Origin of the sequence: Demequina aurantiaca (genome assembly GCF_050598105.1) — a bacterium.
Taxonomy (GTDB): domain Bacteria; phylum Actinomycetota; class Actinomycetes; order Actinomycetales; family Demequinaceae; genus Demequina; species Demequina aurantiaca_A.
Map to the genome: position 1 here is coordinate 1,206,887 of NZ_CP192436.1, position 21,353 is coordinate 1,228,239.

Here is a 21,353-nt window from a genome sequence, read left to right on the forward strand (position 1 = left end):
TAGTTGACGTGAGAACCCACCTTGCTGAACGGAAGCCAGCGTAGAGAGGCCCTTCTCTCGACTCGCACCGGAATGCAAGCGCTTACAGAGTAACCCGACATTTGCCAAGTCAGCAACCGCGGGAGATAACGGTTCGGTATAGGCGGTCCGATGCAGGGATTTGAGCACGGGACCGCGCCTATGGGAGTGCGAACGAGGGGCCGGCCGGTTGCCGCTGCGACGCGACAGGGGCGCGGGGGACGCGCGCGAGTGGGGCGCCATGGCGCGGGCCTATCGACCGCTTACATGTCTAGCGAAGCGCAGAGGTGGCGGCTGGTAAGGGCGCGTAGCGCCTGCTTCGACCCCGCTTCGAGCATCTGCTCTAGCGGCAGCCCGTGCATCCTCGCCGCGAGCGCACCCGCGACGAACGCGTCGCCGGCGCCGTTCGTGTCAACCACGTCTACGGCCGACGCGGCGCAAATGACCGTGTTTCCGGCCGCGTCCATCCCGACTGACCCATCGGCGCCGCGAGTGACGATGGCGAGCTCCGCCCCGTCGTCGATGCACCTGCGCAGAAACCGCTCGATGTCCGCCAGGCGCTCGTGGCTGGCGACGACGACGTTGGCCGCGCCTACGAACGGCACCTGAAAGTTGCTCTCGCCGTCCCAGTCGTGAAGATCCACCCAGACCTCGGCGTCCAGTGGGACATCGTCGCCCGCGATTCGGGCGCCGGTGGCGGCCAGATCGAGCACCACGACCGTCGCGTCCGCGATGGCCAGTCGCGCGACCTCTACGCTCGCCGCGGAGGCGGCCGGCGGCGGGTCGACGTACAGGGAGACGCGTTCGCCCGTGGTGCTCATGAGATTGGTGTGGCTCTCCGTGGCTACGGCGCCGGGCATCTCCACGAGCCGGACGCCGCCGCGTGCGAGCTGCGACCGGACATGGTCTCCCGCATCGTCAGGGCCAATGGCGGCGACAAGCGTCTGCTCCACGCCCAGGTCGGCCAGGTGGAGGGCCTTACCTGCGGACGTGCCGCCCATCGTCCACCAGTGATCCCTAGCGAACTGCATGTGAGGGGTGGGCGGGGGGAGCTCGTCGAGGGCGATCACGTGGTTCCAGGTCGCGGGCCCGATGACCACCACATCGCGCCGCGGCGAGGTCACCCCCCTAGCGGTCATGCCGATTCGTGATGGCGCGTCGGTGGCGCCGCGGTGGACTTGCGAACCACTAGGTCATGAGGCAGGTGAGTGTTGTCGGGGTCGGGTGCCTCAGCGCCCGACCCGATCTCCCTCAGTAGGGACTCGACGGCCAGTCGCCCCTGTGCCTCCGGGTGCTGGTCGATAGTGGTGAGTCCGAAGAACTCGCCGAGGGTGTGGCCGTCGATGCCGATCACGGACAGGTCCCCTGGAACGGTCTTGCCGAGGTCGCGCGCGGCCAGAATCGCACCTATGGCCATCTCGTCGGAGGCGGCAAAGATCGCGGTGGGGTGCACGCGTGGATCGCCTAGGAGTTGCAAGGTGGCGTCGTAGCCGCCGGGAATCGTGAAGTCCGCTGAGCGCACCATGAGCGGCTCCAATGCTATCCCCGCCGCGGTCAGCGAGTCCTCGTACCCGTCCCTGCGGTTGGAGGGCAAGTGGAAGTCGAGCTCAAAGTCAGGGTTGCCGCCGATGTGGGCGATCTGCGTGTGCCCGAGTGCGAGGAGGTGGTCCGTCGCCAGTTGCGCGATGGCACGGTCGTCCACGCTGAGGGTCTGGATGCCCGGCAGGGGGCCGCCCAGTCCGACCACGGGCTTGTTGAGCCGGCGAATCTGCTGAAGTTCTCCGGTCTCCAGTTCCAGGCTGATAGCGAGCAAGGCGTCGACGCGCTTGCGTTGAAGAAAGTCCTCGAAGAGTTGGCGTCGGCGCGGATTCGCCGCGTGGGGGATGTCATTGCCGGGATTCGTGTCGAGGTGATAGAGCGTGAGGTCGTAGCCGGCCTCCGCGAGCGCGCGCTGGGCGCCCTTCATGACGGTGGTGTAGAACCAGCTGTTGAGGAAGGGCATGACGACGCCTACGTTGCGTGTACGTCCCGAAGCGAGGCTCGAGGCGGCGGCGGACACCACGTAGCCGAGTTCCTTCGCTGCCGTCTCGACTCGCACTCGCGTGGCGGGCGACACGGACTTCTTGCCAGCCAATGCGCGCGACACCGTCGCCGTCGAGACGCCCGCGAGCTCCGCGACCTTCTGGATCTTCGTCATGAGTGCCCCTCAGCTCAGGTGCGCGGGCGAAGCGCCTATTCGCGCACCCACGCAGTTGTGTCTGCGGGAAGCGTATCGGTGATGGGGGAGGAACTGGCGAGCACCTCGCCCTGCGGTAGCGAGATGGGGGCGCCCGACACGTTCGCGAGCACCGTCACCGCGCCGACTCGGAAGCCGATGCAGCCCTCGGGAGTGTCGTCGAGCCACTCGAGCGTCGCGGTTGCGGTCCCGTACTCGCGACGCAGGGCCAAGGTGGAGGTGTAGAGCGAGAGCGTGGAGTCGGGGACGCCGACCTGCGCGTCGCGGGCAAGTTCGCGCCACTGATCGGGTTGCGGAAGCCACGTCGCGCCCGTCGGCGAGAACCCGTACGCCGCACCCTTCGCGGTCCAGGGCAGCGGCACGCGACAGCCGTCGCGTCCGTACCGTTCCCCCTGCGTACGGAACCAGGTGGGATCCGCACGAGCGTCGTCGGGGATATCAAGTGCCTCGGGCAGCCCAAGTTCCTCGCCCTGAAAAATGTACGAGCTTCCCGGCAATGCCAGCATCAGCATCGAGGCAGCTCGTGCCCGCCGAAGCGCCGGTTCGGTCTCTGGAAGGCCGAGGCTGTCGCGCCCGATTCCATGGCCCTGAGGGTTCTCCTCCGTGAGGGACAGGCGGGTCGTGTGCCGGACCACGTCGTGGTTGGACAGCACCCAGGTACTCGGGGCGCCGACCGCGTTGAACTCGCGGATGGAGGTGTCGATGATCGAGCGCAGGTCCGTGGCGTTCCACGCGGTCTCGAGGTAGGCGAAGTTGAACGACTGGTGCATCTCATCCGGCCGCACCCACTTGGCCATCTTTGACAGGGGGTAAACCCACGCCTCGGCAGCGAGGATTCGCTCGCCCTCATAGGTGTCGAGCACCCTGCGCCAGCGGCGCCAGACGTCGTGGACGCCTTCCTGCGCCCAGAAGGGAGGGGCCTGAGCTTCGCTGCCCATCGACCCGTAGGACTCGTCGACCGTGTAGTCCGGCAGCCCATCCGCCTTGATCAGGCCATGGGCGACGTCGACACGGAAGCCGTCGACTTCCCGGTCGAGCCAGAAACGCAGGATCTCGTCGAACCCGGACAGCACGTCTTCATTAGCCCAATTCAGGTCGGGCTGCGACGTGTCGAACAGGTGCAGGTACCAGTCACCGGGGGTGCCGTCCGTGTTGAACACGCGCGTCCACGCGGGGCCCCCGAACACCGAAACCCAGTTGTTGGGCGGCTCCGCGCCCGTCGGCCCCTGGCCCGGGCGAAAGATGTAGCGGTCACGCTCGGGCGAGCCGGCGGCGGCGGGCAGTGCCTGCTTGAACCACTCGTGCTGATCAGAGGTGTGATTAGGCACGATGTCGACGATGACGCGAAGGCCGCGATTGTGCGCCTCACCGACCATGGCGTCGAAGTCGGCGAGGTTGCCGAATAACGGGTCGACGTCCATGAAGTCGGCAACGTCGTATCCGCCGTCGCGCTGCGGCGAGGTGTAGAAGGGCGACAGCCAGATCGCGTCCACGCCAAGCGTCTCCAAGTGTGAGAGCCGGGCGGTAATGCCGCGCAGGTCACCCACGCCGTCGCCCGTGGAATCCGCGAACGAACGAGGATAGATCTGATAGATGACGGCGGTGCGCCACCATTCGTTGCCAGTGGCCGGCGCAGCGTGCGTGTTCACGTGGATTCGTCTCCAATAGGTGCATGAGGCATGGTGACTCCTCACGCTATCGCGCTCGGGCCGCTCTGCCTGATGAGGTGCTTCAGTGATCCCACTTCTCAGGATCCCACGCACCAAATGTAAACGTTTGCGTAGCCCGAGCGCAAGCCGAGTTGCCGGCGAGTACGAGAGCGTAGCGACCGAGGACGCGGGCGGTTGCGCGTGCGGCGGTGACGGCGGGGGCGGAGAGGGACCGTCGATGTAGCGCCTGCAGGCCCAGCGTGTGCCCTGTTGCTGAAACGCTCACGGGTGTCCCGTGGCCACCTCGTGGTGGCCACGGGACACCGCAGCAGATTGGTGGCTACTCGGTCTCGAGGCGCTCGATGAAGGTGCGCAGGTCGAAGAGGATCTCTTCCTCCGTGTAGTCGACCGCCTTTGCCAGCTGGCCGATGAGCCACTGCAGCGTGACGGTGGTCCCGAGCAGTAGCGGCGTGACGTCGAGCTGCACCTCGTCGTCGTCATCCACCTCAACGGTGAACGCGCCTGCCTCCTCGAGACCCGTAAACGCGTCGTCGAAAGCCTTGTCCTCGTCCAACTGGTCGCGGGCGTCGGCGGCGTTCGCATAGAAATCGAGTAGAACTTGGGCTGTGAGCTTTGCGGATTCATCCATGCCTTGAGCATACGAGCGACTCCCGCCGTCGCAGTGACGGCGCGCTCACCTCCCACCGGGAACGCAAAAGCGGGGCCGCACCAATAGGTGCGACCCCGCTTTGATGAGCGGCTACGGCTTAGCAGTCGTAGTAGAGCTCAAACTCGTGCGGGTGCGGACGGAAGCGTAGCGGGTCAATCTCCGCGGTGCGCTTGTAGTCGATCCACTCGGCGATGAGGTCGTCGGTGAAGACGCCGCCCTCGAGCAGGTAGTCGTGGTTCTTCTCGAGCTCGTCGAGCACCTCGGGAAGCGAGGCGGGAACCTGCTGGATCTGCGCGTGCTCCTCGGGGGGAAGCTCGTACAGGTCCTTGTCGACCGGTGCGGGGGGTTCGATGCGGTTCTTGATGCCATCGATGCCGGCCATCAGGAGCGCGGAGAACGCGAGGTAAGGGTTGCTCGAGGCGTCAGGTGCGCGGAACTCGATGCGCTTAGCCTTGGGGTTCGATCCCGTGATCGGGATGCGGACCGCAGCCGAACGGTTACGAGCCGAGTACACCAGGTTCACAGGAGCCTCGTAGCCGGGCACCAGGCGGTGGTAGGAGTTCACGGTGGGGTTGGTGAAGGCAAGCAGCGAAGGAGCGTGCTTGAGGATTCCACCGACGTACCAGCGCGCCATGTCGGACAGTCCGCCGTAGCCGGACTCGTCATAGAACAGCGGTTCGCCGTCGTTCCAGATCGACTGGTGAACGTGCATACCAGAGCCGTTGTCGCCAAAGATGGGCTTGGGCATGAAGGTCACGGTCTTGCCTGCGGCCCAAGCGACGTTCTTGACGACGTACTTGAACTTCATCAGGTCGTCAGCCGCGTGCAGCAGCGTGTTGAAGCGGTAGTTGATCTCCTGCTGACCGCCGGAGCCAACCTCGTGGTGCGCGCGCTCCATGTCGAGCCCGACCTCGGTGAGGACCGTGCACATCTCGTCGCGCAGGTCAGCGAACTGGTCGCCGGGGCTGACGGGGAAGTAGCCGCCCTTGATGCGCGTCTTGTAGCCGCGGTTAGGCAGGCCATCAGCGTCGGTCTCGGCACCGGTGTTCCACCAGCCGCTCGAGGCGCCAATGTGGTAGTAGCTCTCGTGCTGGTTGGTGTCGAAGCGCACGGAGTCGAAGATGAAGAACTCGGCCTCGGGGGCGAAGAACGCGGTGTCGCCGATGCCGGTCGACTTCAGGTACTCCTGCGCCTTCATGGCGACGTTGCGGGGGTCACGCGAGTAGCGCTCGTTGGTGAACGGGTCCACGATCGAGAAGTTGATGATGAGCGTCTTGGCCTTGCGGAACGGGTCAACGAACGCGGTGGCCACGTCGGGCAGCAGCTTCATGTCGGACTCGTTGATGGCCTGGAATCCGCGGATCGATGATCCGTCGAACATCGCGCCGTCTTCGAAGATATCTTCGGTGAACTGGTGCGCGGGAATGTTGAAGTGGTGCATCGAACCTGGAAGGTCGCAGAATCGAATGTCGACGTACTCAACCCCCTCGTTCTTAACGTAGGCGAGGGCCTCTTCGGCGGTGTTAAACATCCGTTTGCTCCTTGAAAGTAATCTCTAGCCTGGAGTGGCAACTACCACCTTAACCGGCGGCAGTTTCCCCTGCGTTCGTGGAATGTTACGAGCGTGTTAACTGCTGACCGCCGCGAGAGGGGGTTTTGACCCCAAAACGACGATCGTAAGTGTGCTCGCACCCGACTACGATGACCGGGTGAGTACCTCCGAATTGCCCATTCCCGATGCGCCAGCACGCCCCGCCGTCGGTCGCCGGCTATTAGGCCTCGGCATCGACTGGACGCTTTCGCTCGTGATCTCGTCGGCGTTCTTCGCGAATGCCGCGGCCGTGGCGACAGCAGGGCCGGTCGAGAGCGTGTTCCTGGTCGGGAACTCCTTCGCGACCCTCGGAGTGTGGGCAGCGCAACACTTCCTGCTGGTCGCGACGCTAGGCACCACGATCGGACACCGGGTGGTTGGGGTCAAGGTGGTGCGAGAAGACGGCAGCTCGCCGGTCGGCCTGGTCAGCGGGCTCACGCGCACGCTGCTACTCGTGGTCGTAGTCCCGGCTCTGTTTACCGACCCGGAGGGTCGCGGGTATCACGACCGCACCGCCCGCACCCGCCTGGTGCGTACGCGCTAGCGAGGGCCCTTGCGGTTGGGTCGCGCGCGCATCGGGTCGACGCCCTTTGGCACGGCAAGCTTCTGGCCGCCGATGGCGCGAAGTCGGGACGCGACAACGTCGCGCTCGCCCTTCGACAGCACCTTCTTGGTCTTACGGATCTGGCGAGACAGCTTCTTCAGGGGGACCTGGTCCTCACCCGTGCCGACGTAGATCGCGTTGATCGGGACACCCGGGATGAGCTTGGAGACGCGTCGGCGGGTCGCATCGACCTGCTTCTTGGCGGCGTTGCCGCCTTCCGCGAGGAGGAGGACTCCACCGCGGCCGATGCCCTGGAACACCACGGACTTGCCGCGCGGGTCGATCGACACCGGGTCGTCAGCAAAGGTCCAGCCCGAACGGATTGACTGGGCGACGGACAGCGAGCCTCCGATTTGGCCCTCCATGCGCGAGAAGGCGTTCTTCTCGAAGCGTCGGGTCAGGGTGAACAGCGTCACGAGGATGGCCGTCAGCAACCCGAAGATGGACGCGTAGACGATCGCGGCAACGGAGCCCACCAGCAGGCCGATCACGACGGCGATGCCGACGATGCCGACGAACTCCCCAATCATGATGGGCAGCAGCCACTTGTCGTGAGGCGCGGTTACCTTGTACGCCTGCCAGATCAGTTTGTACCAGCGGGGCTTCTTCTCGGGTGCAGTCTTAGCCATAATGACCCACAGTCTAGTAGGTCTACGGGGGTTGCTAGGCGCGCGCCTTAAGCAGTGCCGACGCCTCTTGACGAGCCTCGACTGGTTCGCCCAGGTGAGCGAGCGCATCGGGGATCGGTCGGCCCTTGCTCTTCATGGCCTGACCCCAGAGTCGACCGGCGCGGTAAGACGACCGCACCAGGGGACCGGACATGACTCCTAGGAAGCCCATCTCCTCGGCTGCGTCGGACAGCTCCACGAACTCCTCGGGCCTGACCCAGCGGTCCACCGGGTGGTGGCGCGGGCTCGGACGCAGGTACTGCGTGATCGTGATGAGGTCGCAACCGGCCTCCTTGAGGTCGCGCAGCGCCTGTACGGCCTCGTCGTACGTCTCGCCCATGCCCAGGATCAGGTTGGACTTGGTGACGAAGCCGTCCGCCTGCGCGGAGGTCAACACCGACAGCGAGCGTTCGTAGCGGAACGCGGGGCGGATGCGCTTGAAGATGCGCGGCACGGTCTCGACGTTGTGCGCCAATACCTCGGGGCGTGACGCGAAGACCTCCGCGAGCTGCTCCGGAACTGCGTTGAAGTCTGGGATCAGGAGTTCGACGCCGGTGCCGGGGTTGAGCTCGTGAATCTGGCGGACGGTCTCCGCGTACAGCCACGCGCCACCATCGTCGAGGTCGTCGCGTGCGACTCCCGTGACGGTCGAGTACTTGAGTCCCATCTGTTGCACCGACTGCGCCACCTTGAGGGGCTCGCCACGGTCCAGCGCGGAGGGCTTGCCGGTGTCGATCTGGCAGAAGTCGCATCGGCGCGTGCACTGGGCGCCGCCGATGAGGAACGTGGCCTCGCGGTCTTCCCAGCACTCGAAGATGTTGGGGCAGCCGGCCTCCTCGCACACCGTGTGCAGGCCGCCCGTCTTCACGAGCGACTTGAGCTCGTTGTAGGCAGGGCCCATGGTGGCCTTGGTGCGGATCCATTCGGGCTTGCGCTCAATGGGCGTCTCGGCGTTACGGGCCTCGACGCGCAACATCTTGCGTCCCTCGGGTGCGATAGTCACACGGTCTCCTTTGTGGGGGTCGCGTCGGCGGCGGCGCCGGTGGACGTCATGGTTGTGGCAGACGTGGTTAAGCGTACGTCGGCGAGTGCGTTTCTTAAGCATTCGATGGCGGCGGGTACGGTTTCGGTGACGCTCACGTCGCGCCCGAGCTCAGCGGTGAGGGACGTGACACCGGCGTCGGAGATACCGCAGGGGACGATGCGCGTGAACTGGCCAAGGTCCGGGTCGCAGTTGAGGGCGAAGCCGTGCATGGTTACGCCTTTCGCGACGCGCACCCCTATCGCGCACACCTTGCGTTCGCTCTGCGACTGAGTGGCTGGCAGCCAGACGCCCGAACGGCCGTCGACGCGAATGGTCGACAAGCCGTAGGAAGCGCACAGGTCCATGGTCGCCTGCTCAAGGGCCCGCACGTAGCGCACGACGTCCACGGGTTCTCGCAGCCGGACTATCGGATAGCCGACGAGCTGTCCCGGGCCGTGCCAGGTGATTTTACCGCCGCGGTCGACGTCCACGACCGGCGTGTCGTCGTCGGGGCGATCCCAGGAGGCGGTTCGGCGGCCAGCGGTATAGACGCTCTGGTGTTCGACCAGGATCAGCGTGTCAGGGCGTTCTCCGGCGACCACCTCCGCGTGAATCCGACGCTGGGTGTCCCATGCCTCGTGATACTCAACCAGGCGGGTGCCCACCTCGAGTTTCAAGATCTCCATGGGTTCAGGCTAACTGCTGGGAATAGCGGGACGTTCCGCGCGTTGAAAAGTTCATGACCTCGACAATGACGATGAAGACTTCAAAGCAGAAGACCTGGTGGCGCCCCGTAGCGATTGTCCTCGTGATCTTCGGGTGGCTCGCCATTAGCGGCGTGGGGGGCTCGACGTTTGGGCAGCTCAGCTCCGTCCAGGAGAACGACTCCGCGGCGTTCCTGCCCGCTAGCGCCGAGTCCACCGAGGCGGCCGCCCTGCACGAGCAGTTCGTGCCGTCGGACACCATTCCGGGCCTCTTCGTGGTTGACGGAGTGACTAGCCCCGAGGACGTTGCGACTGTCGAGGCTTTCGCGGCCGAGGCGGGGGATACCGTCATCGAGGGCGACCCAGAAGGGCGCACAGTCAACGATTTGCTGGTGGCGCCGGCCACAGTTGTTCCGTCCGAGGACGGCGAGGCCGTACTGGTGGCGTTCAACCTGGACGCGGCCCTGTTCGAGGAGAGCATCGGCGAGGAGACCCTCGGCGAGGCTTTCGCGTCGACCGTGAGAGCGGTATGGGCCGAGCAGGACACCGAGCTCAACGGCTACCTCACCGGGCCCGTGGGTCTGACCGCCGACCTAGTCGCGGCCTTCGCGGGCATCGACGGCATCCTGCTGATCGTCGCGCTGGTCGTGGTACTTATTATTCTGCTGATCGTTTACCGAAGCCCGGTATTGCCCTTCGCGGTGCTGATCACCGCGATGATCGCGCTGACTGCCGCCATCATCGCCGTGTACGCGATGGCAAAGGCTGACGTGATCACGCTCAACGGCCAGAGCCAGGGCATCATGTTCATCCTTGTCGTAGGCGCGACGACCGACTACGCGCTGCTCCTCGTCGCCCGCTATCGCGAGGAGCTGCAGCGGCACGAGTCGCCGTATACCGCTATGGGCGTGGCGTGGCGACGCTCGCTGGAGCCCATCGCCGCATCGGCCGGCACCGTGGTCCTAGGACTGCTGGTGCTCCTACTGTCGGACCTGAAGTCCAACGCGTCGCTCGGGCCGGCCGGCGCGATCGGCATCATCGCGGCCTTCGTCGCCGCGCTGACGCTGCTGCCCGCACTGCTGCTCATCGGCGGCAAGCACGCTCGGGGTGTGTTCTGGCCCAAGCGCCCCGTGTTTGCGGGGGAAGACGTGAAGGAGGAGAACTCCATCGAGGCGGTAGAGAAGCGGGCCGGGGTGTGGGGACGCGTCTCGCGCGGCGTCGATGCCCGCCCGCGTCGCACCTGGATTGGCGCGGCCGCGGTGCTGCTCATCATGGCGGCGGGACTCTTTGGTCTCAAGGCAGACGGGCTCGGCCAGCGAGACGTCTTCACCGGCGAGGTCGAGTCGACCACCGGGTTCGACGTTCTCGAGGCGCACTTCGACGCCGGACAGAGCTCGCCCATCCGCATCTTCGTTCCGGAGGGTGACGCCGCACAGGTGCTCGAGGAGGTCGAAGCAGTGGACGGCGTCACGTCCGCGTACGTGTTGACGGAGTCGGTGGCCCAAGGCGCGCCTCCCATGGCTGGCGACGAGCCCCCGATCGTGGTCGACGGCATGGTGGAGATCAACGCCGTCACCGAGGTGTCCTCCGCGTCGAAGGAGGCCACGGTGACCGTGCAAGAGGTGCGCGACGTGGTGCACCCGATCTCGGATCAGGCGCTCGTTGGTGGCCAGGCGGCCGAGTCGCTCGATACCAAGATCACCACCGATCGCGACATCAAGATCATCATTCCGGTGATCCTGCTGGTGATCTTTGTGGTGCTGGTGATGCTGCTACGCGCAGTCCTGACTCCGTTCCTGATTGTGCTCGCGAACATCCTGTCCTTCGCAGCGGCGCTGGGACTGTCCTCGCTGCTCTTCAACCACGTTTTCGGATTTCCCGGCATGGACCCCGCGACGCCGTTGCTAGGGTTCGTGTTCCTCGTCGCACTCGGAGTCGATTACTCGATCTTCCTGATGTCGAGGGCACGGGAGGAGAGCCTCCAACACGGCACCCGCGAGGGCGTGCGACGCGCGCTCGCCGTGACCGGTGGCGTGATCACCTCCGCCGGAATTGTGCTCGCGGCGACCTTCGCGGCGCTGGGAGTCATCCCGCTCATCTTCCTCGCGCAGATCGCGGTAATCGTGGGGCTCGGGGTGCTGATCGACACGCTCATCGTGCGTTCGCTGCTCGTGCCGGGGCTGGTGTCGGACATGGGCCGCATCTCATGGTGGCCGTGGCACCGCAAGATCGACAACTGACGCAGGTCGCGTTGACTCGTGCCCTGTGGATAACGCCCACCGCTGCGGTGTCCTTGTCACAGTGGGGGTATGAAGTGGTTACGGGCCGGCGCATCCTCCGGCGCTGATGGTGACATCAGCGTCGGTGGTGGTGGCGCGCCGCTCGTCGAGCGCGTCGTCGGTGCTGGCGCGGAGACCTTCGCCTTGGTGCGCGAGCGCGCGGCGGCGCTACGCCTGACGGGTGACGCCCGCGTGTCTGTGCCTGAGAGAGTTCTCATGCGCCCAGGAGGCGTGGTCGTCGCGATCCTTCCGCGCATCGAAGGGATGGATCTCGATGCACTCCTGGCTAGTCGGGGGCACCTTTCGGTAGGGGAGTGTGTGTACCTGGGCCAGCAACTGTGCGGGGCGCTGGCGAGTCTGCACGAGCGCGGGATCTTCCACGGAGACGTGTCACCCGCCAACGTGATGATCGGACGCAGCGGCCTGATCCTGGTCGACACCGTTGCCGGCGCGCTACCTGAGGAACGCGGGACAGAGGGCTTTCGTGCTCCGGAGCGTGCCGACGGGGCGTCGCGGCACGCTGACATATATTCGGTGGGCGCGATCCTCGCCGTTTGCATCGATCCGGCACAGCGCGTGGGGTTCATGGGGTGGCTGGATCCATTGCTCGACGAGCAGCCCGAAAGCAGGCCGAGCGCTCGAGGTGTGGAGAGGGGCTTAACGCAGTGCGCCTACCCGGTGCAGATCAGCCTCCCGGATACCGGGCTGGTGGGTGAACTGCGAGCTCACGCGAGCGAGCCGCACGAACGCACCACGGTCCTGCGCAGTTCGCGGCCGTGGCGGGCGCGCCGCTTGGCACTTCGCCTGGCGGGAGGAGCCGTGGTGGCGCTGGCCGTGGGGGGAGCGGCGGCGTACGTCTATCCAAGTTCCGACAGTGCGGTGGCGACCAGCCCGGGTCAGTACTCGCCCGAGCTGGCGCCCGTGCCAGTGCCACTGACGGCGCCCGAGTCTGAGGTCGAGTCTGAGGCCGGGGCCGGGGCCGGGGCCGGGTCGGGGGCCGAAGCCGGAGGCACTGCGCAAGGTGCAGCCACGGCCGGCGTGGGGGACGCAGAACCTGGCGCGGAGTTGTCTGCGGCGCACGCCGCTAGAGCGCTGACGAACGCTCGTTTTGCGGCACTAGCCCAGGCGGACCCGGAGGCGCTGGTGGCGACGGGCGCCACTGATTCCCCGGCCTCCGCGCGTCTTCAGGCTCAGGCGCGCGCGATCGAGGACGGGGACCTACGTTTCGAGGACGTGCAGGCAAGTGTGATCTCGGCGACGGAGGTGCCGGGGGAGCGCGGCGAGGGGGTGACGCGAGTGGCGGTCACCTACGTGGTCTCGGCACACACCGTGTGGCACCGCGACGGGACCGGCGGGGAGCTGGTCCCGACAAAGGTCGCGGCCCACCGCGAGGATGCCTGGCTGGACCTGCGCCTGGCGGGCGCTACATGGCTGGTGGAGCGTGTCCTGCCTCAGTCATGACCCAGGCGGCCGCTTCCTCGATGCTCTCGTGATCCCACGTAAAGCCCAGTCGCGTAAGGACGCCGGGGCGCGCGTTCTGCGAACTCATCAGGTCCTCGATCGCGGGGCCGATGGCTAGCTCGAGAGCCCAACCTGGCACCACGAAACCGGGCTTCTTGCCCACGACGCTGCTCAGCGCCCTCATCAGTTCCTTGTCGCGCACCGCCTTGGGGGCGATGATGTTTGCGGGTCCAGAGTGGTCCGATTCGATGAGGTAGCGAAGTGCCCTCACCTCGTCGTGCAGCGTGATCCATGCGTGCCACGCGTTCGCGCCGCTCAGACCGCCCAGCAGGCCGCGCTTGACCAGGGGAAGTAGTCGCGCCGCGAAGCCGCCATTCGGCGCGAGCACAAGCCCGCTGCGAATGAAGACAGTGCGCACGCCGGCCTCGACTGCAGGAGCCGCGGAGGCCTCCCACGCGAGCGCGATGTCGGACAGGAAGGTATCGCCGGGTTCAGAGCGCTCCGAGAGCACCTCGTCGCCGCGGGCACCGTAATAGCCCATCGCGGAGCCGGAAATCAGCACGCCATCTGTTCGCGGCGCGTAGGCGCGTGCGATCAGCGTGGTCGAGTCGACGCGCGATTGCTTGACCACGGCCTTGTAGCTATCGGTCAGCCGCTTGGAGCCGATCGAGGCACCCGCGAGGTTAACGACGGCATCGGCCGACTGCACCACGTCTTGATCGATCTCGCCGGCCGCGGGGTACCACTCGGATTCGAATGGTCCCTGCGGGGCGCGACGTACAAGCGCGATGACCTCGTGACCGTCCGCCCTCATCGATTCGGCTAGCGCCGTACCGATGAGGCCAGAGGCACCTGAGATGACTACGCGCATGATGGTGTGGTTACAGCCCGACTTCAGACTCGAAAGCGCCCTCTTCAAGACGCTTCTTCACGCTCTGCAGGAAGCGAGCCGCGTCGGCGCCATCCACGATGCGGTGATCGTAGCTGAGCGGGAGGTAGCACATCGGGCGAATGGAAATCACGTCTTCGCCGTTGGGTCCACGCACGACGACGGGCTTCTTCACGATCGCGCACGTCGCAAGGATTCCGACCTGCGGCGCGGGAACGATGGGAGTGTCGAACATCGTGCCGCCGGAACCGGTGTTGGTCACCGCGAACGTTCCGCCCGAGATCTCGTCGGAGCTGAGGCCGCCAGTGCGTGCCTTCTCTGCGAGGTCAGCGATTGCCTTCGCGTGACCGGCAACGGTCAGGTGCTCGGCGCCACGCATTGTCGGCAGCATCAAACCCTTCTCGGTGTCGACCGCGAGGGACAGGTTGACGCTGTCGTGGTAGACGATGCTGTCGCCGTCGACCGACGCGTTCAGGAACGCGTGCTCCGCGAGAGCCTCAGCGACTGCGCGCGTGAAGAACGGCAGGAACGTGAGCTTGACGCCCTCGCGCTCCTGGAAGCCATCCTTCGCCTTCGCGCGCAACGCCCAGATCTTGGAGCAGTCGACCTCGACAACGGAGGTAAGCTGCGCCATTCCGTGCAGCGACTCCATCATCTTCTTGGAAGTGATCTTCCTGATGCGAGACATCTTGACGGTCTGGCCGCGCAGCTCGGACTCCTTGAGCTCCGCAGGTGCTGCAGACTCGGACGCCTCGGCAGGAGCGGCGGAGGCCGCCGATGCTGGGGTAGCCGATGCTGCGGGCGCCGCAGCCTTGGAGGCCGCCTCGAGGACGTCCTCCTTGCGGATGCGGCCACCTACGCCGGTGCCGGAGACGGACGCGAGGTCCACTCCGCGCTCGGACGCGAGCTTGCGCACGATCGGTGTGACGTAGCCGCTGCCGTTAGAGGAACCGGACTCGTTTGCTACTGGTGCGGCAGCGGGTGCCGGTGCGCTGGGTGCGGACTCGGCGGGTGCTTCAGCAGCGGGAGGCCGCTCAGCGTCGGGGTCGGGGGCCGACTGCGGCTCGGGAGCCGCCTTCTGCTCCGCCGGTGCCGACGCGGTTCCAGCGGCGGGTGCCGCGGGTTCCGGGGTGGGCTCGGGCTCGGGGGTTTCCTCAGGCGCAGGGGCTGCCTCAGGCTCGGGGGCCTTCTCGGCCTGGGCGGGCGCCGCGGGTGCGGCGCTACCGTCGCCGATGCGTGCCAGGACGGTGCCGACCTCGGCGTCCTCGTCCTCCTGGACAAGGATCTCGGTCAGCGTGCCAGCGAAGGGTGAGGGAATCTCGGTGTCGACCTTGTCGGTCGAGACCTCGAGCAGGGGCTCGTCGACCTCGACGGAGTCGCCCACGCTCTTCAGCCAGCGGGTTACGGTGCCCTCGGTGACGGACTCGCCCAGTGCGGGGAGCTTCACCTCTTGGCCACCTGAGGCGCCAGCTGCCGGCGCATCGGCCGGTGCGGGGGTTGCCTCGGGCTCGGGTGCAGGGGAGGCCTCGGCGGCAGGCGCGGGGGAAGCAGCGGAAGCGCCAGCGTCGGCCGCTGGCGCAGGTGCTGCCTCAGGCTCAGCCGCTGCCTCAGGCTCGGGCTCGGGCTTAGCTTCAGGCTCAGCCGCCGCCTCGGGGGCGCTGTCGCCTCCAGTAGCCTCACCGGCGTCGCCGATGCGTGCCAGGACGGTGCCGACCTCGGCGTCCTCGTCCTCCTGGACAAGGATCTCGGTCAGCGTGCCAGCGAAGGGCGAGGGGATCTCGGTGTCGACCTTGTCGGTCGAGACCTCGAGCAGGGGCTCGTCGACCTCGACGGAGTCGCCCACGCTCTTCAGCCAGCGGGTTACGGTGCCCTCGGTTACGGATTCGCCTAGGGCGGGAAGAGTGACGTCGTTGCTCATATTGCTCATTGTCTCCGAAATCAGTCGTGTTGGTGGAGTGGCTTACCGGCGAGCGCCAAGTGCGCCTCCCCGAGCGACTCGTTCTGGGTGGGGTGGGCGTGCAACAGCGGGGCGACATCCTCGGGGTGCGCGTCCCAGCTCACAATCAGCTGTGCCTCGCCGATCTGTTCGCCCATACGAGCGCCGATCATGTGGATGCCGACGACGGGGCCGTCCTTGACGCGGACCAGCTTCACGAAGCCCTGCGTAGCGAGGATCTGGCTCTTGCCGTTTCCGCCCAGGTTGGTCTCGAGAGCCTCGACCTTGTCGGCGCCGTAGGTTTCGATGGCCTTGGCCTCGGTGAGGCCGACAGACGCGACCTCGGGGTCGCAGTACGTCACCCGAGGGATGTTGGCCTCGATGATCGGCTGCGGGTTGAGGCCTGCAATCTGCTCCGCCACGAAGATGCCCTGTGCGAATCCGCGGTGAGCCAGCTGGAGGCCGGGGACGATGTCGCCCACGGCGTAGATGTTGGAGACGCCGGTGTGGAGACGCTCGTCGGTGAGGACGAAGCCGCGATCCATGCGTAGGCCCTGGTCTTCGTATCCGAGGTTCGCGGTGCGAGCGCCGCGGCCCACGGCCACCAACAGAATCTCCGCCTCGAGAACGGAGCCGTCCTCGAGCGTGACCTTGACGCCGTCATCGTTCTGCTCGACGCTCTGGAACTTGACGCCGACCTTGAAGTTGATCTTGCGCTTGCGGAACTGACGCTCGAGCGCCTTCGACAAGGCCTCGTCCTCGTTCGGAACGAGGTGGGGCAGGCCCTCGATGATGCTGACGTCAGCACCGAAGGACTTCCAGACTGAGGCGAACTCGACGCCGATGACGCCTCCGCCAAGCACGATTGCCGACTGCGGAACCACGTCGAGTTCGAGCGCCTGGTCGGACGTCATGACGCGCCCGCCAATCTCGAGGCCGGGAAGCGACCGAGGGTAGGAGCCCGAGGCAAGAATCACGTTCTTGCCGGTATAGCGCTCGCCACGTACCTCGACGGTGTCGGGGCCAACAAGCGTGCCGTGACCCTCGATGACGACCACCTGGCGGCTCTTGATGAGTCCCTGGAGGCCCTTGTATAGGCGGTCAACGACCCCCTGCTTGTAGGCGTTCACCGCAGTCATGTCGATGCTGTCGAGCGTGGTGTTCACGCCAAACTTGGAACCTTCGCGAGCGTTGTCAGCGAGTTCCGCGGCATGTAGCAGGGCCTTCGTGGGGATGCAACCGTTGTGCAGGCAGGTGCCGCCAAGTTTGGACTCTTCCACAAGTCCGACGGTCATGCCTAGTTGGGCTGCGCGCAGTGCGGCGGCGTATCCGCCGCTTCCTGCGCCAAGAATCAGGACATCATACGAGCTGGGGATGGACTCGGTCACAGTGAATATCTCCTTGTAAGGAAGTCGGTTCTACCCATCTTGCCACTCCAAACGGCACACGTGAACCGCGAACGGTGACTAACCTGGGCACATGGGCATCTTCTCGCGTAAGTCACGGTCTAAGTCGTCGCAACAAACGGCGGGGACCAGTTCCAAGGAGGCGCAGGCGGCTACCGTCACGCACCTCAAGGCGTTCATCGCCGCGCACGCAGGGTGCGAGGGATACATCGAGCCCCCCACCCGCGTGACGCAGACCACCATGGTGGTCGTGGCTGACACAGGGGAGTGGACTCGCCGCAAGGTGCCGGACCCCATCGCCGCACGAAAGCTCGCAACCCAGCTGAGCATCCCCGCCTTCGACGTGAATCTTTCTGGCTATCCGTCGCGTATGCGCGAATGGAACGAGACTCACCGCAAGGGCCTTTAACCGCTTCTGCCCGACCGCGACGGTTCGCTACCGGCGCACCCGGAGTCCGCGGGAAAATTGAGCGTGAAAACACGACGCCCGCCTCAGCATCTGCTGAGGCGGGCGTCGTGTTTCACTCCGTGGGGCTACGCGTTGGCGCGCACCTCAAGGAAGTGGAGCAGCGTGCGCACGCCGGCACCCGTGCCGCCTGCGGGCGTGAAGCCGAAGGGCGCCTCCTCGTTGTACGCGGGGCGCGCGATGTCCAGGTGAGCCCACTTCGCGTCTCCCACAAACTGCTGGAGGAAGACGCCAGCGGAGAGCATTCCGCCCGCGGGGCCCGCGATGTTCTGCAGGTCGGCCACCTTCGAGTCGAGCTGCTTGAGCAGGTGTGAGGGCAGCGGCATCGGCCACATCGGCTCGGCGACGGCGTTTGCCGCGGCGACGACCTCGTCACGGATCTCGTCGACGCCCATGACTCCGGAGGTCCTCGTGCCGAGCGCTACGCCCTGCGCGCCCGTGAGCGTGGCGATGTCAAGCACCACGTCGGGGTTCTCCTCGATTGCTCGCACGAGTCCGTCCGCGAGCACCAGGCGGCCCTCCGCGTCGGTGTTGAGCACCTCGACGGTCTTGCCGCCATAGATGCGAATGACGTCGGACGGGCGCTGAGCGGTACCGGACGGCATGTTCTCCGCCAGGCAGAGCCAGCCCACGACGCCGATCTGCAGGTTCGCGCGGGCCGCGCCAAGCACCGTGTGCATGACGGCGGCGGCGCCGGCCATGTCCGTCTTCATCGTTTCCATCGACTTCGGCGGCTTCAGCGAGAGTCCGCCGGAGTCGAACGTGATGCCCTTGCCCACCAGCGCCACGGTCTGCTTGGCTCCCTCGGGCTTCCACTCGAGGCGCACCAGTCGCGGCAGGCGGGACGAGCCCATGCCCACGCCGAGGATGCCGCCGAAGCCCTGCTCGGCGAGCTGCTGAACGTCAAACACGGTCGCCTCGACGCCCATTGCCTGGGCGTAGCCCTCGGCGATTTCCGCGAACGATCCGGGGAACAGGTCCAGCGGCGGCGTGTTGACCAGGTCGCGGGTGCCCGCGACCGCTCCGGCGACGACGCGGCCGCGCTCGAGGGCGGATTCGCTCGCGCCGGCGACCAGCCAGGACGTACCCGAGTCCTCGTCTGTCTCGTCCTCGTCAAACTCGGCATCCGACTTGTAGTCGACGAAGCGGTAGGCACCCAAGAGCGCGCCAGCGGTCATAGCAGCGATGCCCTCGTCGTCCGCCTCGATGGCGATGACGACGCTGGCGGGGTCCTTGCCGCACTCGCGCGCGGCGGAACCGGCCGCGAGTCGCAGGTCGGTCGTGGAGCCATCGCCGAGTCCTACCAGCACCACTCGCTTAATCGAGAGGCCTACGCCGGGAACGACGGTGGTGGAGCCCACCTTGCCGCAGGCGTCCAGCTTGCTCGCGAGCTCGTTGAGCCCCGCTAGCGTGTCGTCATCGAGCTGACCGTGAGGAGAAATCGCCCCGTCCTCGGTCACTCCTAGGATGAGCGCATCGGCCGTCAGAGTTGAAAGGTTGTCGCTTGTCGCGTGTATTGAAGTCATGAAACGAGCCTAACCCCCGCTAGGTTGGTGACGTGTACTCATCTCTGTATCGCCACGCCATATCCAAGCTCGACGCTGAGGCCGCTCACCGCCTCGGCGTGAACGCCTTTCACTACGGTTTCGCGGGTTTTAGGGCCGCGCGGGCCTGCGGGCTGGTGAGCTCGCCTCACGCTGGCGGCGCCGTGAAGGCGATGGGCGTCACGTTCCCTGCACCGCTGGGTCTGGCCGCAGGTATGGACAAGAACGGGGAGTCGGTACGCGGCCTCGCCGCAGCAGGCTTCGGCTTTGTCGAAGTCGGGACGGTGACCGCCCATGCGCAACCGGGTAACCCGCGCCCGCGCTCCTGGCGTGAACTGGACGTCCGCGGGCTGCGTAATCAGATGGGCTTCAACAACGAGGGAGCCGATGCGGTGGCCGAGCGGCTCTCCGTGATGCGCTCGTCGAGTTACGGCGCCAAGGTAGTCATGGGCGTGAACATCGGCAAGACCAAGGCGACACCGGCTGCCGAGGCAGCCGAGGACTACGCGTATTCAGCGCGGGTGCTGGCGCCGGTCGCGGACTATTTGGTGGTGAATGTCAGCTCGCCCAACACCCCGGGCCTGCGTGACCTCCAGTCGACCGCTGCCTTGCGCCCCATCCTGGTGGCCGTCCGCGCTGCCATCAAAGACGCGGGCGTGACCGTCCCGTTGCTAGTGAAGATTGCCCCCGACCTAGCTGACGAGGACGTCGACGCTGTCGCCGACCTCGCGCTCGAGTTGGGGCTCGACGGGATTGTGGCGACCAACACGACGATCTCGCACGACCGGGGCCCGGGCGGGCTGTCCGGTCCGCCGGTGAGGGCGCGAGCGCTCGAAGTGGTCTCGCGACTGCGCGTGCGCGTCGGTCCGGATATGGTCATCATCGGCGTTGGCGGGATCGACTCCGTGGACGACGCCAGAGCGCTGCTCGCGGCGGGGGCCACCCTGCTCCAGACCTACACGGGCTTTGTCTACAACGGTCCGTGGTGGGTAGCGCGGCTCAACGCCGAGCTCACTCGGTAGCCCAGGCCGCGGCGACTCGAGTCCTGGCGAGTTCAAGCGTGCGCCACGCGGTCACGGACCACCCGACGACGAGCAGCGCGAAGAGCGCGACGGCCAGCGCGGCGAGGGCCCCCGATCCGGTGTTCGCTGCCAACAATGACGCCCCGGTGACGCAGGTACCAACCGGGAACGTGAAGGACCACCACGACATGGTGAACGGCAACCCGCGTCGCAGCGCATTCCGCGTGAGCAGAAGGACGATGACCAGCCACATCATCGCGAAGCCCATGGTCGGCACGCCGTAGAGCACGGCTACCTTCGGCGCGATGGCGGCGCTGACCGGTCCCATGACGGACGCACTGTGGTCGGCCAGGAGGCTCGCAGCGGTGGTGGATTGGCCCAGGAAGCCCAGCACGATCCACGTGGTGGGCACTATCACTGCCGCCGGGACCGACTTGTGCATGAGACGGCTCCACACCTGAGTGGTCACGATGATGGAGGCGATCAGGCTGGCTCCGAACATTGCGAACAGCGCGAGCGTGAAGTCGAGTCGGGCCTGGCCGTCACGGACATGCTCGATGAGCAGCGCACCAGTGGACGCGGAGACCAAGGGAGCGACGATGGGCATGAGCCAACCGCCAAAGGCGCCATCGGACTCGAAGGTGTGACGCGTGAACATCACGTAGGGAACGATCGTGGCGGCCGCGAGTCCAATGAGGGTGCCGACTACCCACAGCGTGATGAAGATCCCGAGGGCGACCTGGGCGGGTAACACCGCTGGGCCCGCGAGGTAGGCGCCGGCCCCGACGGACATGATGCCCATCGCCGGTGCGCCGTAAGAGTGTGCCCGGATGGGGTGCGCGTGGTGACTCGCCGCTGTGCGCGGGTGCCAGAGCGCCTGCAGGGCCCAGGCGGTGGCCGCCGCCACCATGACGCACGCTCCGAGCACCCACACTGCTGCGGCGACAACGGCGGTGGCGGAGTTGGCGATTGGCAGGGTGGTGAGGGCGACGGCGATGATCGAGGTCCCCATCACCGGCGTGAACCAGGACGGCGAGTAGCGCGCGCTCAGCGTGAAGGCGGCACCGCGCGTGCGCGAGGCCAGGTTGCTGGAGAAATGCGCCGGGAACAGAGTTGTCGTAGTCACGCTTCGATTGTGCGGCGCGGGCCATTTTCGCGGTTCGCGCGCCAGATAGTGGCGACACAA

The 21,353-nt window shown here is 66.4% G+C and carries 18 protein-coding genes; 5 read left to right on the forward strand and 13 right to left on the reverse strand.

Going from position 1 to position 21,353, the window contains the following annotated elements:
• Positions 1 to 281 precede the first annotated feature (281 nt).
• From ACQU6B_RS05400 to glnA, 5 genes are all read right to left on the reverse strand, one after another.
• Positions 282 to 1,157 (reverse strand): carbohydrate kinase family protein, encoded by an 876-nt coding sequence (locus ACQU6B_RS05400; protein WP_430869020.1) that lies wholly within the window; start codon positions 1,155 to 1,157, stop codon positions 282 to 284.
• Complete coding sequence (locus tag ACQU6B_RS05405) at positions 1,154 to 2,215, reverse strand: LacI family DNA-binding transcriptional regulator (protein ID WP_430869021.1); 1,062 nt, start codon at positions 2,213 to 2,215, stop codon at positions 1,154 to 1,156. Before ACQU6B_RS05405 ends, ACQU6B_RS05400 begins: the two co-directional genes overlap by 4 nt.
• 35 nt (positions 2,216 to 2,250) lie before the next feature.
• Positions 2,251 to 3,903, reverse strand: a complete 1,653-nt coding sequence (locus ACQU6B_RS05410; protein WP_430869022.1) for a glycoside hydrolase family 13 protein — start codon at positions 3,901 to 3,903, stop codon at positions 2,251 to 2,253.
• Between the two features lie 340 nt (positions 3,904 to 4,243).
• Complete coding sequence (locus ACQU6B_RS05415) at positions 4,244 to 4,552, reverse strand: hypothetical protein (RefSeq protein WP_430869023.1); 309 nt, start codon at positions 4,550 to 4,552, stop codon at positions 4,244 to 4,246.
• 118 nt (positions 4,553 to 4,670) lie between these two features.
• Positions 4,671 to 6,104, reverse strand: coding sequence for a type I glutamate--ammonia ligase (glnA, locus tag ACQU6B_RS05420; RefSeq protein ID WP_430869024.1), 1,434 nt, complete (start codon positions 6,102 to 6,104; stop codon positions 4,671 to 4,673).
• A 178-nt stretch (positions 6,105 to 6,282) separates the two neighbouring features.
• Here glnA and ACQU6B_RS05425 point away from each other — a divergent pair, with 178 nt between their 5' ends.
• Positions 6,283 to 6,708, forward strand: coding sequence for an RDD family protein (locus ACQU6B_RS05425; protein ID WP_430869025.1), 426 nt, complete (start codon positions 6,283 to 6,285; stop codon positions 6,706 to 6,708).
• On the opposite strand, the gene ACQU6B_RS05430 is transcribed toward ACQU6B_RS05425, so the two are convergent.
• The 3 genes from ACQU6B_RS05430 to lipB are packed head-to-tail and all read right to left on the reverse strand — an operon-like array spanning position 6,705 to position 9,146.
• The gene (locus ACQU6B_RS05430) at positions 6,705 to 7,397 is read right to left on the reverse strand and encodes a DUF4191 domain-containing protein (protein ID WP_430869026.1); all 693 of its coding nucleotides are present in this window, start codon (positions 7,395 to 7,397) and stop codon (positions 6,705 to 6,707) included. The genes ACQU6B_RS05425 and ACQU6B_RS05430 overlap by 4 nt on opposite strands.
• A gap of 34 nt (positions 7,398 to 7,431) precedes the next feature.
• On the reverse strand, positions 7,432 to 8,439 hold the full coding sequence (gene lipA, locus ACQU6B_RS05435) for a lipoyl synthase (protein WP_430869027.1): 1,008 nt from the start codon (positions 8,437 to 8,439) through the stop codon (positions 7,432 to 7,434).
• The gene (lipB, locus tag ACQU6B_RS05440) at positions 8,436 to 9,146 is read right to left on the reverse strand and encodes a lipoyl(octanoyl) transferase LipB (protein WP_430869028.1); all 711 of its coding nucleotides are present in this window, start codon (positions 9,144 to 9,146) and stop codon (positions 8,436 to 8,438) included. The genes lipA and lipB overlap by 4 nt, the downstream gene beginning before the upstream one ends.
• A gap of 71 nt (positions 9,147 to 9,217) precedes the next feature.
• Here lipB and ACQU6B_RS05445 point away from each other — a divergent pair, with 71 nt between their 5' ends.
• Together ACQU6B_RS05445 and ACQU6B_RS05450 are read left to right on the forward strand one after the other, a co-directional pair.
• The gene (locus ACQU6B_RS05445) at positions 9,218 to 11,404 is read left to right on the forward strand and encodes an MMPL family transporter (RefSeq protein ID WP_430869029.1); all 2,187 of its coding nucleotides are present in this window, start codon (positions 9,218 to 9,220) and stop codon (positions 11,402 to 11,404) included.
• A gap of 69 nt (positions 11,405 to 11,473) precedes the next feature.
• Positions 11,474 to 12,904 (forward strand): protein kinase domain-containing protein, encoded by a 1,431-nt coding sequence (locus ACQU6B_RS05450; protein WP_430869030.1) that lies wholly within the window; start codon positions 11,474 to 11,476, stop codon positions 12,902 to 12,904.
• On the opposite strand, the gene ACQU6B_RS05455 is transcribed toward ACQU6B_RS05450, so the two are convergent.
• Genes ACQU6B_RS05455 through lpdA form a run of 3 tightly spaced genes read right to left on the reverse strand, consistent with a single transcriptional unit; the run spans position 12,867 to position 17,117 of the window.
• Positions 12,867 to 13,775, reverse strand: coding sequence for a TIGR01777 family oxidoreductase (locus ACQU6B_RS05455; protein ID WP_430869031.1), 909 nt, complete (start codon positions 13,773 to 13,775; stop codon positions 12,867 to 12,869). The two genes, ACQU6B_RS05450 and ACQU6B_RS05455, sit on opposite strands and share 38 nt — an antisense overlap.
• A 10-nt stretch (positions 13,776 to 13,785) precedes the next feature.
• Complete coding sequence (sucB, locus tag ACQU6B_RS05460; RefSeq protein WP_430869032.1) at positions 13,786 to 15,711, reverse strand: 2-oxoglutarate dehydrogenase, E2 component, dihydrolipoamide succinyltransferase; 1,926 nt, start codon at positions 15,709 to 15,711, stop codon at positions 13,786 to 13,788.
• Positions 15,712 to 15,731: 20 nt separating this feature from the next.
• Entirely contained in the window at positions 15,732 to 17,117 is a 1,386-nt protein-coding gene (gene lpdA, locus ACQU6B_RS05465; protein ID WP_430869033.1) for a dihydrolipoyl dehydrogenase, read from the reverse strand.
• A gap of 91 nt (positions 17,118 to 17,208) precedes the next feature.
• Here lpdA and ACQU6B_RS05470 point away from each other — a divergent pair, with 91 nt between their 5' ends.
• On the forward strand, positions 17,209 to 17,544 hold the full coding sequence (locus ACQU6B_RS05470; protein ID WP_430869034.1) for an oxidoreductase: 336 nt from the start codon (positions 17,209 to 17,211) through the stop codon (positions 17,542 to 17,544).
• A 125-nt stretch (positions 17,545 to 17,669) separates the two neighbouring features.
• Here the strand turns inward: ACQU6B_RS05470 and ACQU6B_RS05475 are convergent, their stop codons facing one another.
• Complete coding sequence (locus ACQU6B_RS05475) at positions 17,670 to 19,127, reverse strand: leucyl aminopeptidase (RefSeq protein WP_430869035.1); 1,458 nt, start codon at positions 19,125 to 19,127, stop codon at positions 17,670 to 17,672.
• Positions 19,128 to 19,159: 32 nt separating this feature from the next.
• Between ACQU6B_RS05475 and ACQU6B_RS05480 the strand changes: the two genes are divergently transcribed.
• Positions 19,160 to 20,167 carry a quinone-dependent dihydroorotate dehydrogenase gene (locus tag ACQU6B_RS05480; protein WP_430869036.1) on the forward strand — a complete coding sequence of 336 codons (1,008 nt, stop codon included), beginning with the start codon at positions 19,160 to 19,162 and terminating at the stop codon, positions 20,165 to 20,167.
• On the opposite strand, the gene ACQU6B_RS05485 is transcribed toward ACQU6B_RS05480, so the two are convergent.
• Entirely contained in the window at positions 20,157 to 21,293 is a 1,137-nt protein-coding gene (locus tag ACQU6B_RS05485; RefSeq protein WP_430869037.1) for a TDT family transporter, read from the reverse strand. The two genes, ACQU6B_RS05480 and ACQU6B_RS05485, sit on opposite strands and share 11 nt — an antisense overlap.
• Positions 21,294 to 21,353 lie beyond the last annotated feature (60 nt).

Coding starts and splice junctions, on each gene's coding strand:
- ACQU6B_RS05400 (WP_430869020.1), bottom strand. CDS start 1,157: ATGACCGCTAGGGGGGTGACCTCGCCGCGGCGCGATGTGGTGGTCATC.
- ACQU6B_RS05405 (WP_430869021.1), bottom strand. CDS start 2,215: ATGACGAAGATCCAGAAGGTCGCGGAGCTCGCGGGCGTCTCGACGGCG.
- ACQU6B_RS05415 (WP_430869023.1), bottom strand. CDS start 4,552: ATGGATGAATCCGCAAAGCTCACAGCCCAAGTTCTACTCGATTTCTAT.
- glnA (WP_430869024.1), bottom strand. CDS start 6,104: ATGTTTAACACCGCCGAAGAGGCCCTCGCCTACGTTAAGAACGAGGGG.
- ACQU6B_RS05430 (WP_430869026.1), bottom strand. CDS start 7,397: ATGGCTAAGACTGCACCCGAGAAGAAGCCCCGCTGGTACAAACTGATC.
- lipB (WP_430869028.1), bottom strand. CDS start 9,146: ATGGAGATCTTGAAACTCGAGGTGGGCACCCGCCTGGTTGAGTATCAC.
- ACQU6B_RS05445 (WP_430869029.1), top strand. CDS start 9,218: ATGAAGACTTCAAAGCAGAAGACCTGGTGGCGCCCCGTAGCGATTGTC.
- ACQU6B_RS05450 (WP_430869030.1), top strand. CDS start 11,474: ATGAAGTGGTTACGGGCCGGCGCATCCTCCGGCGCTGATGGTGACATC.
- ACQU6B_RS05455 (WP_430869031.1), bottom strand. CDS start 13,775: ATGCGCGTAGTCATCTCAGGTGCCTCTGGCCTCATCGGTACGGCGCTA.
- sucB (WP_430869032.1), bottom strand. CDS start 15,711: ATGAGCAACGACGTCACTCTTCCCGCCCTAGGCGAATCCGTAACCGAG.
- ACQU6B_RS05470 (WP_430869034.1), top strand. CDS start 17,209: ATGGGCATCTTCTCGCGTAAGTCACGGTCTAAGTCGTCGCAACAAACG.
- ACQU6B_RS05475 (WP_430869035.1), bottom strand. CDS start 19,127: ATGACTTCAATACACGCGACAAGCGACAACCTTTCAACTCTGACGGCC.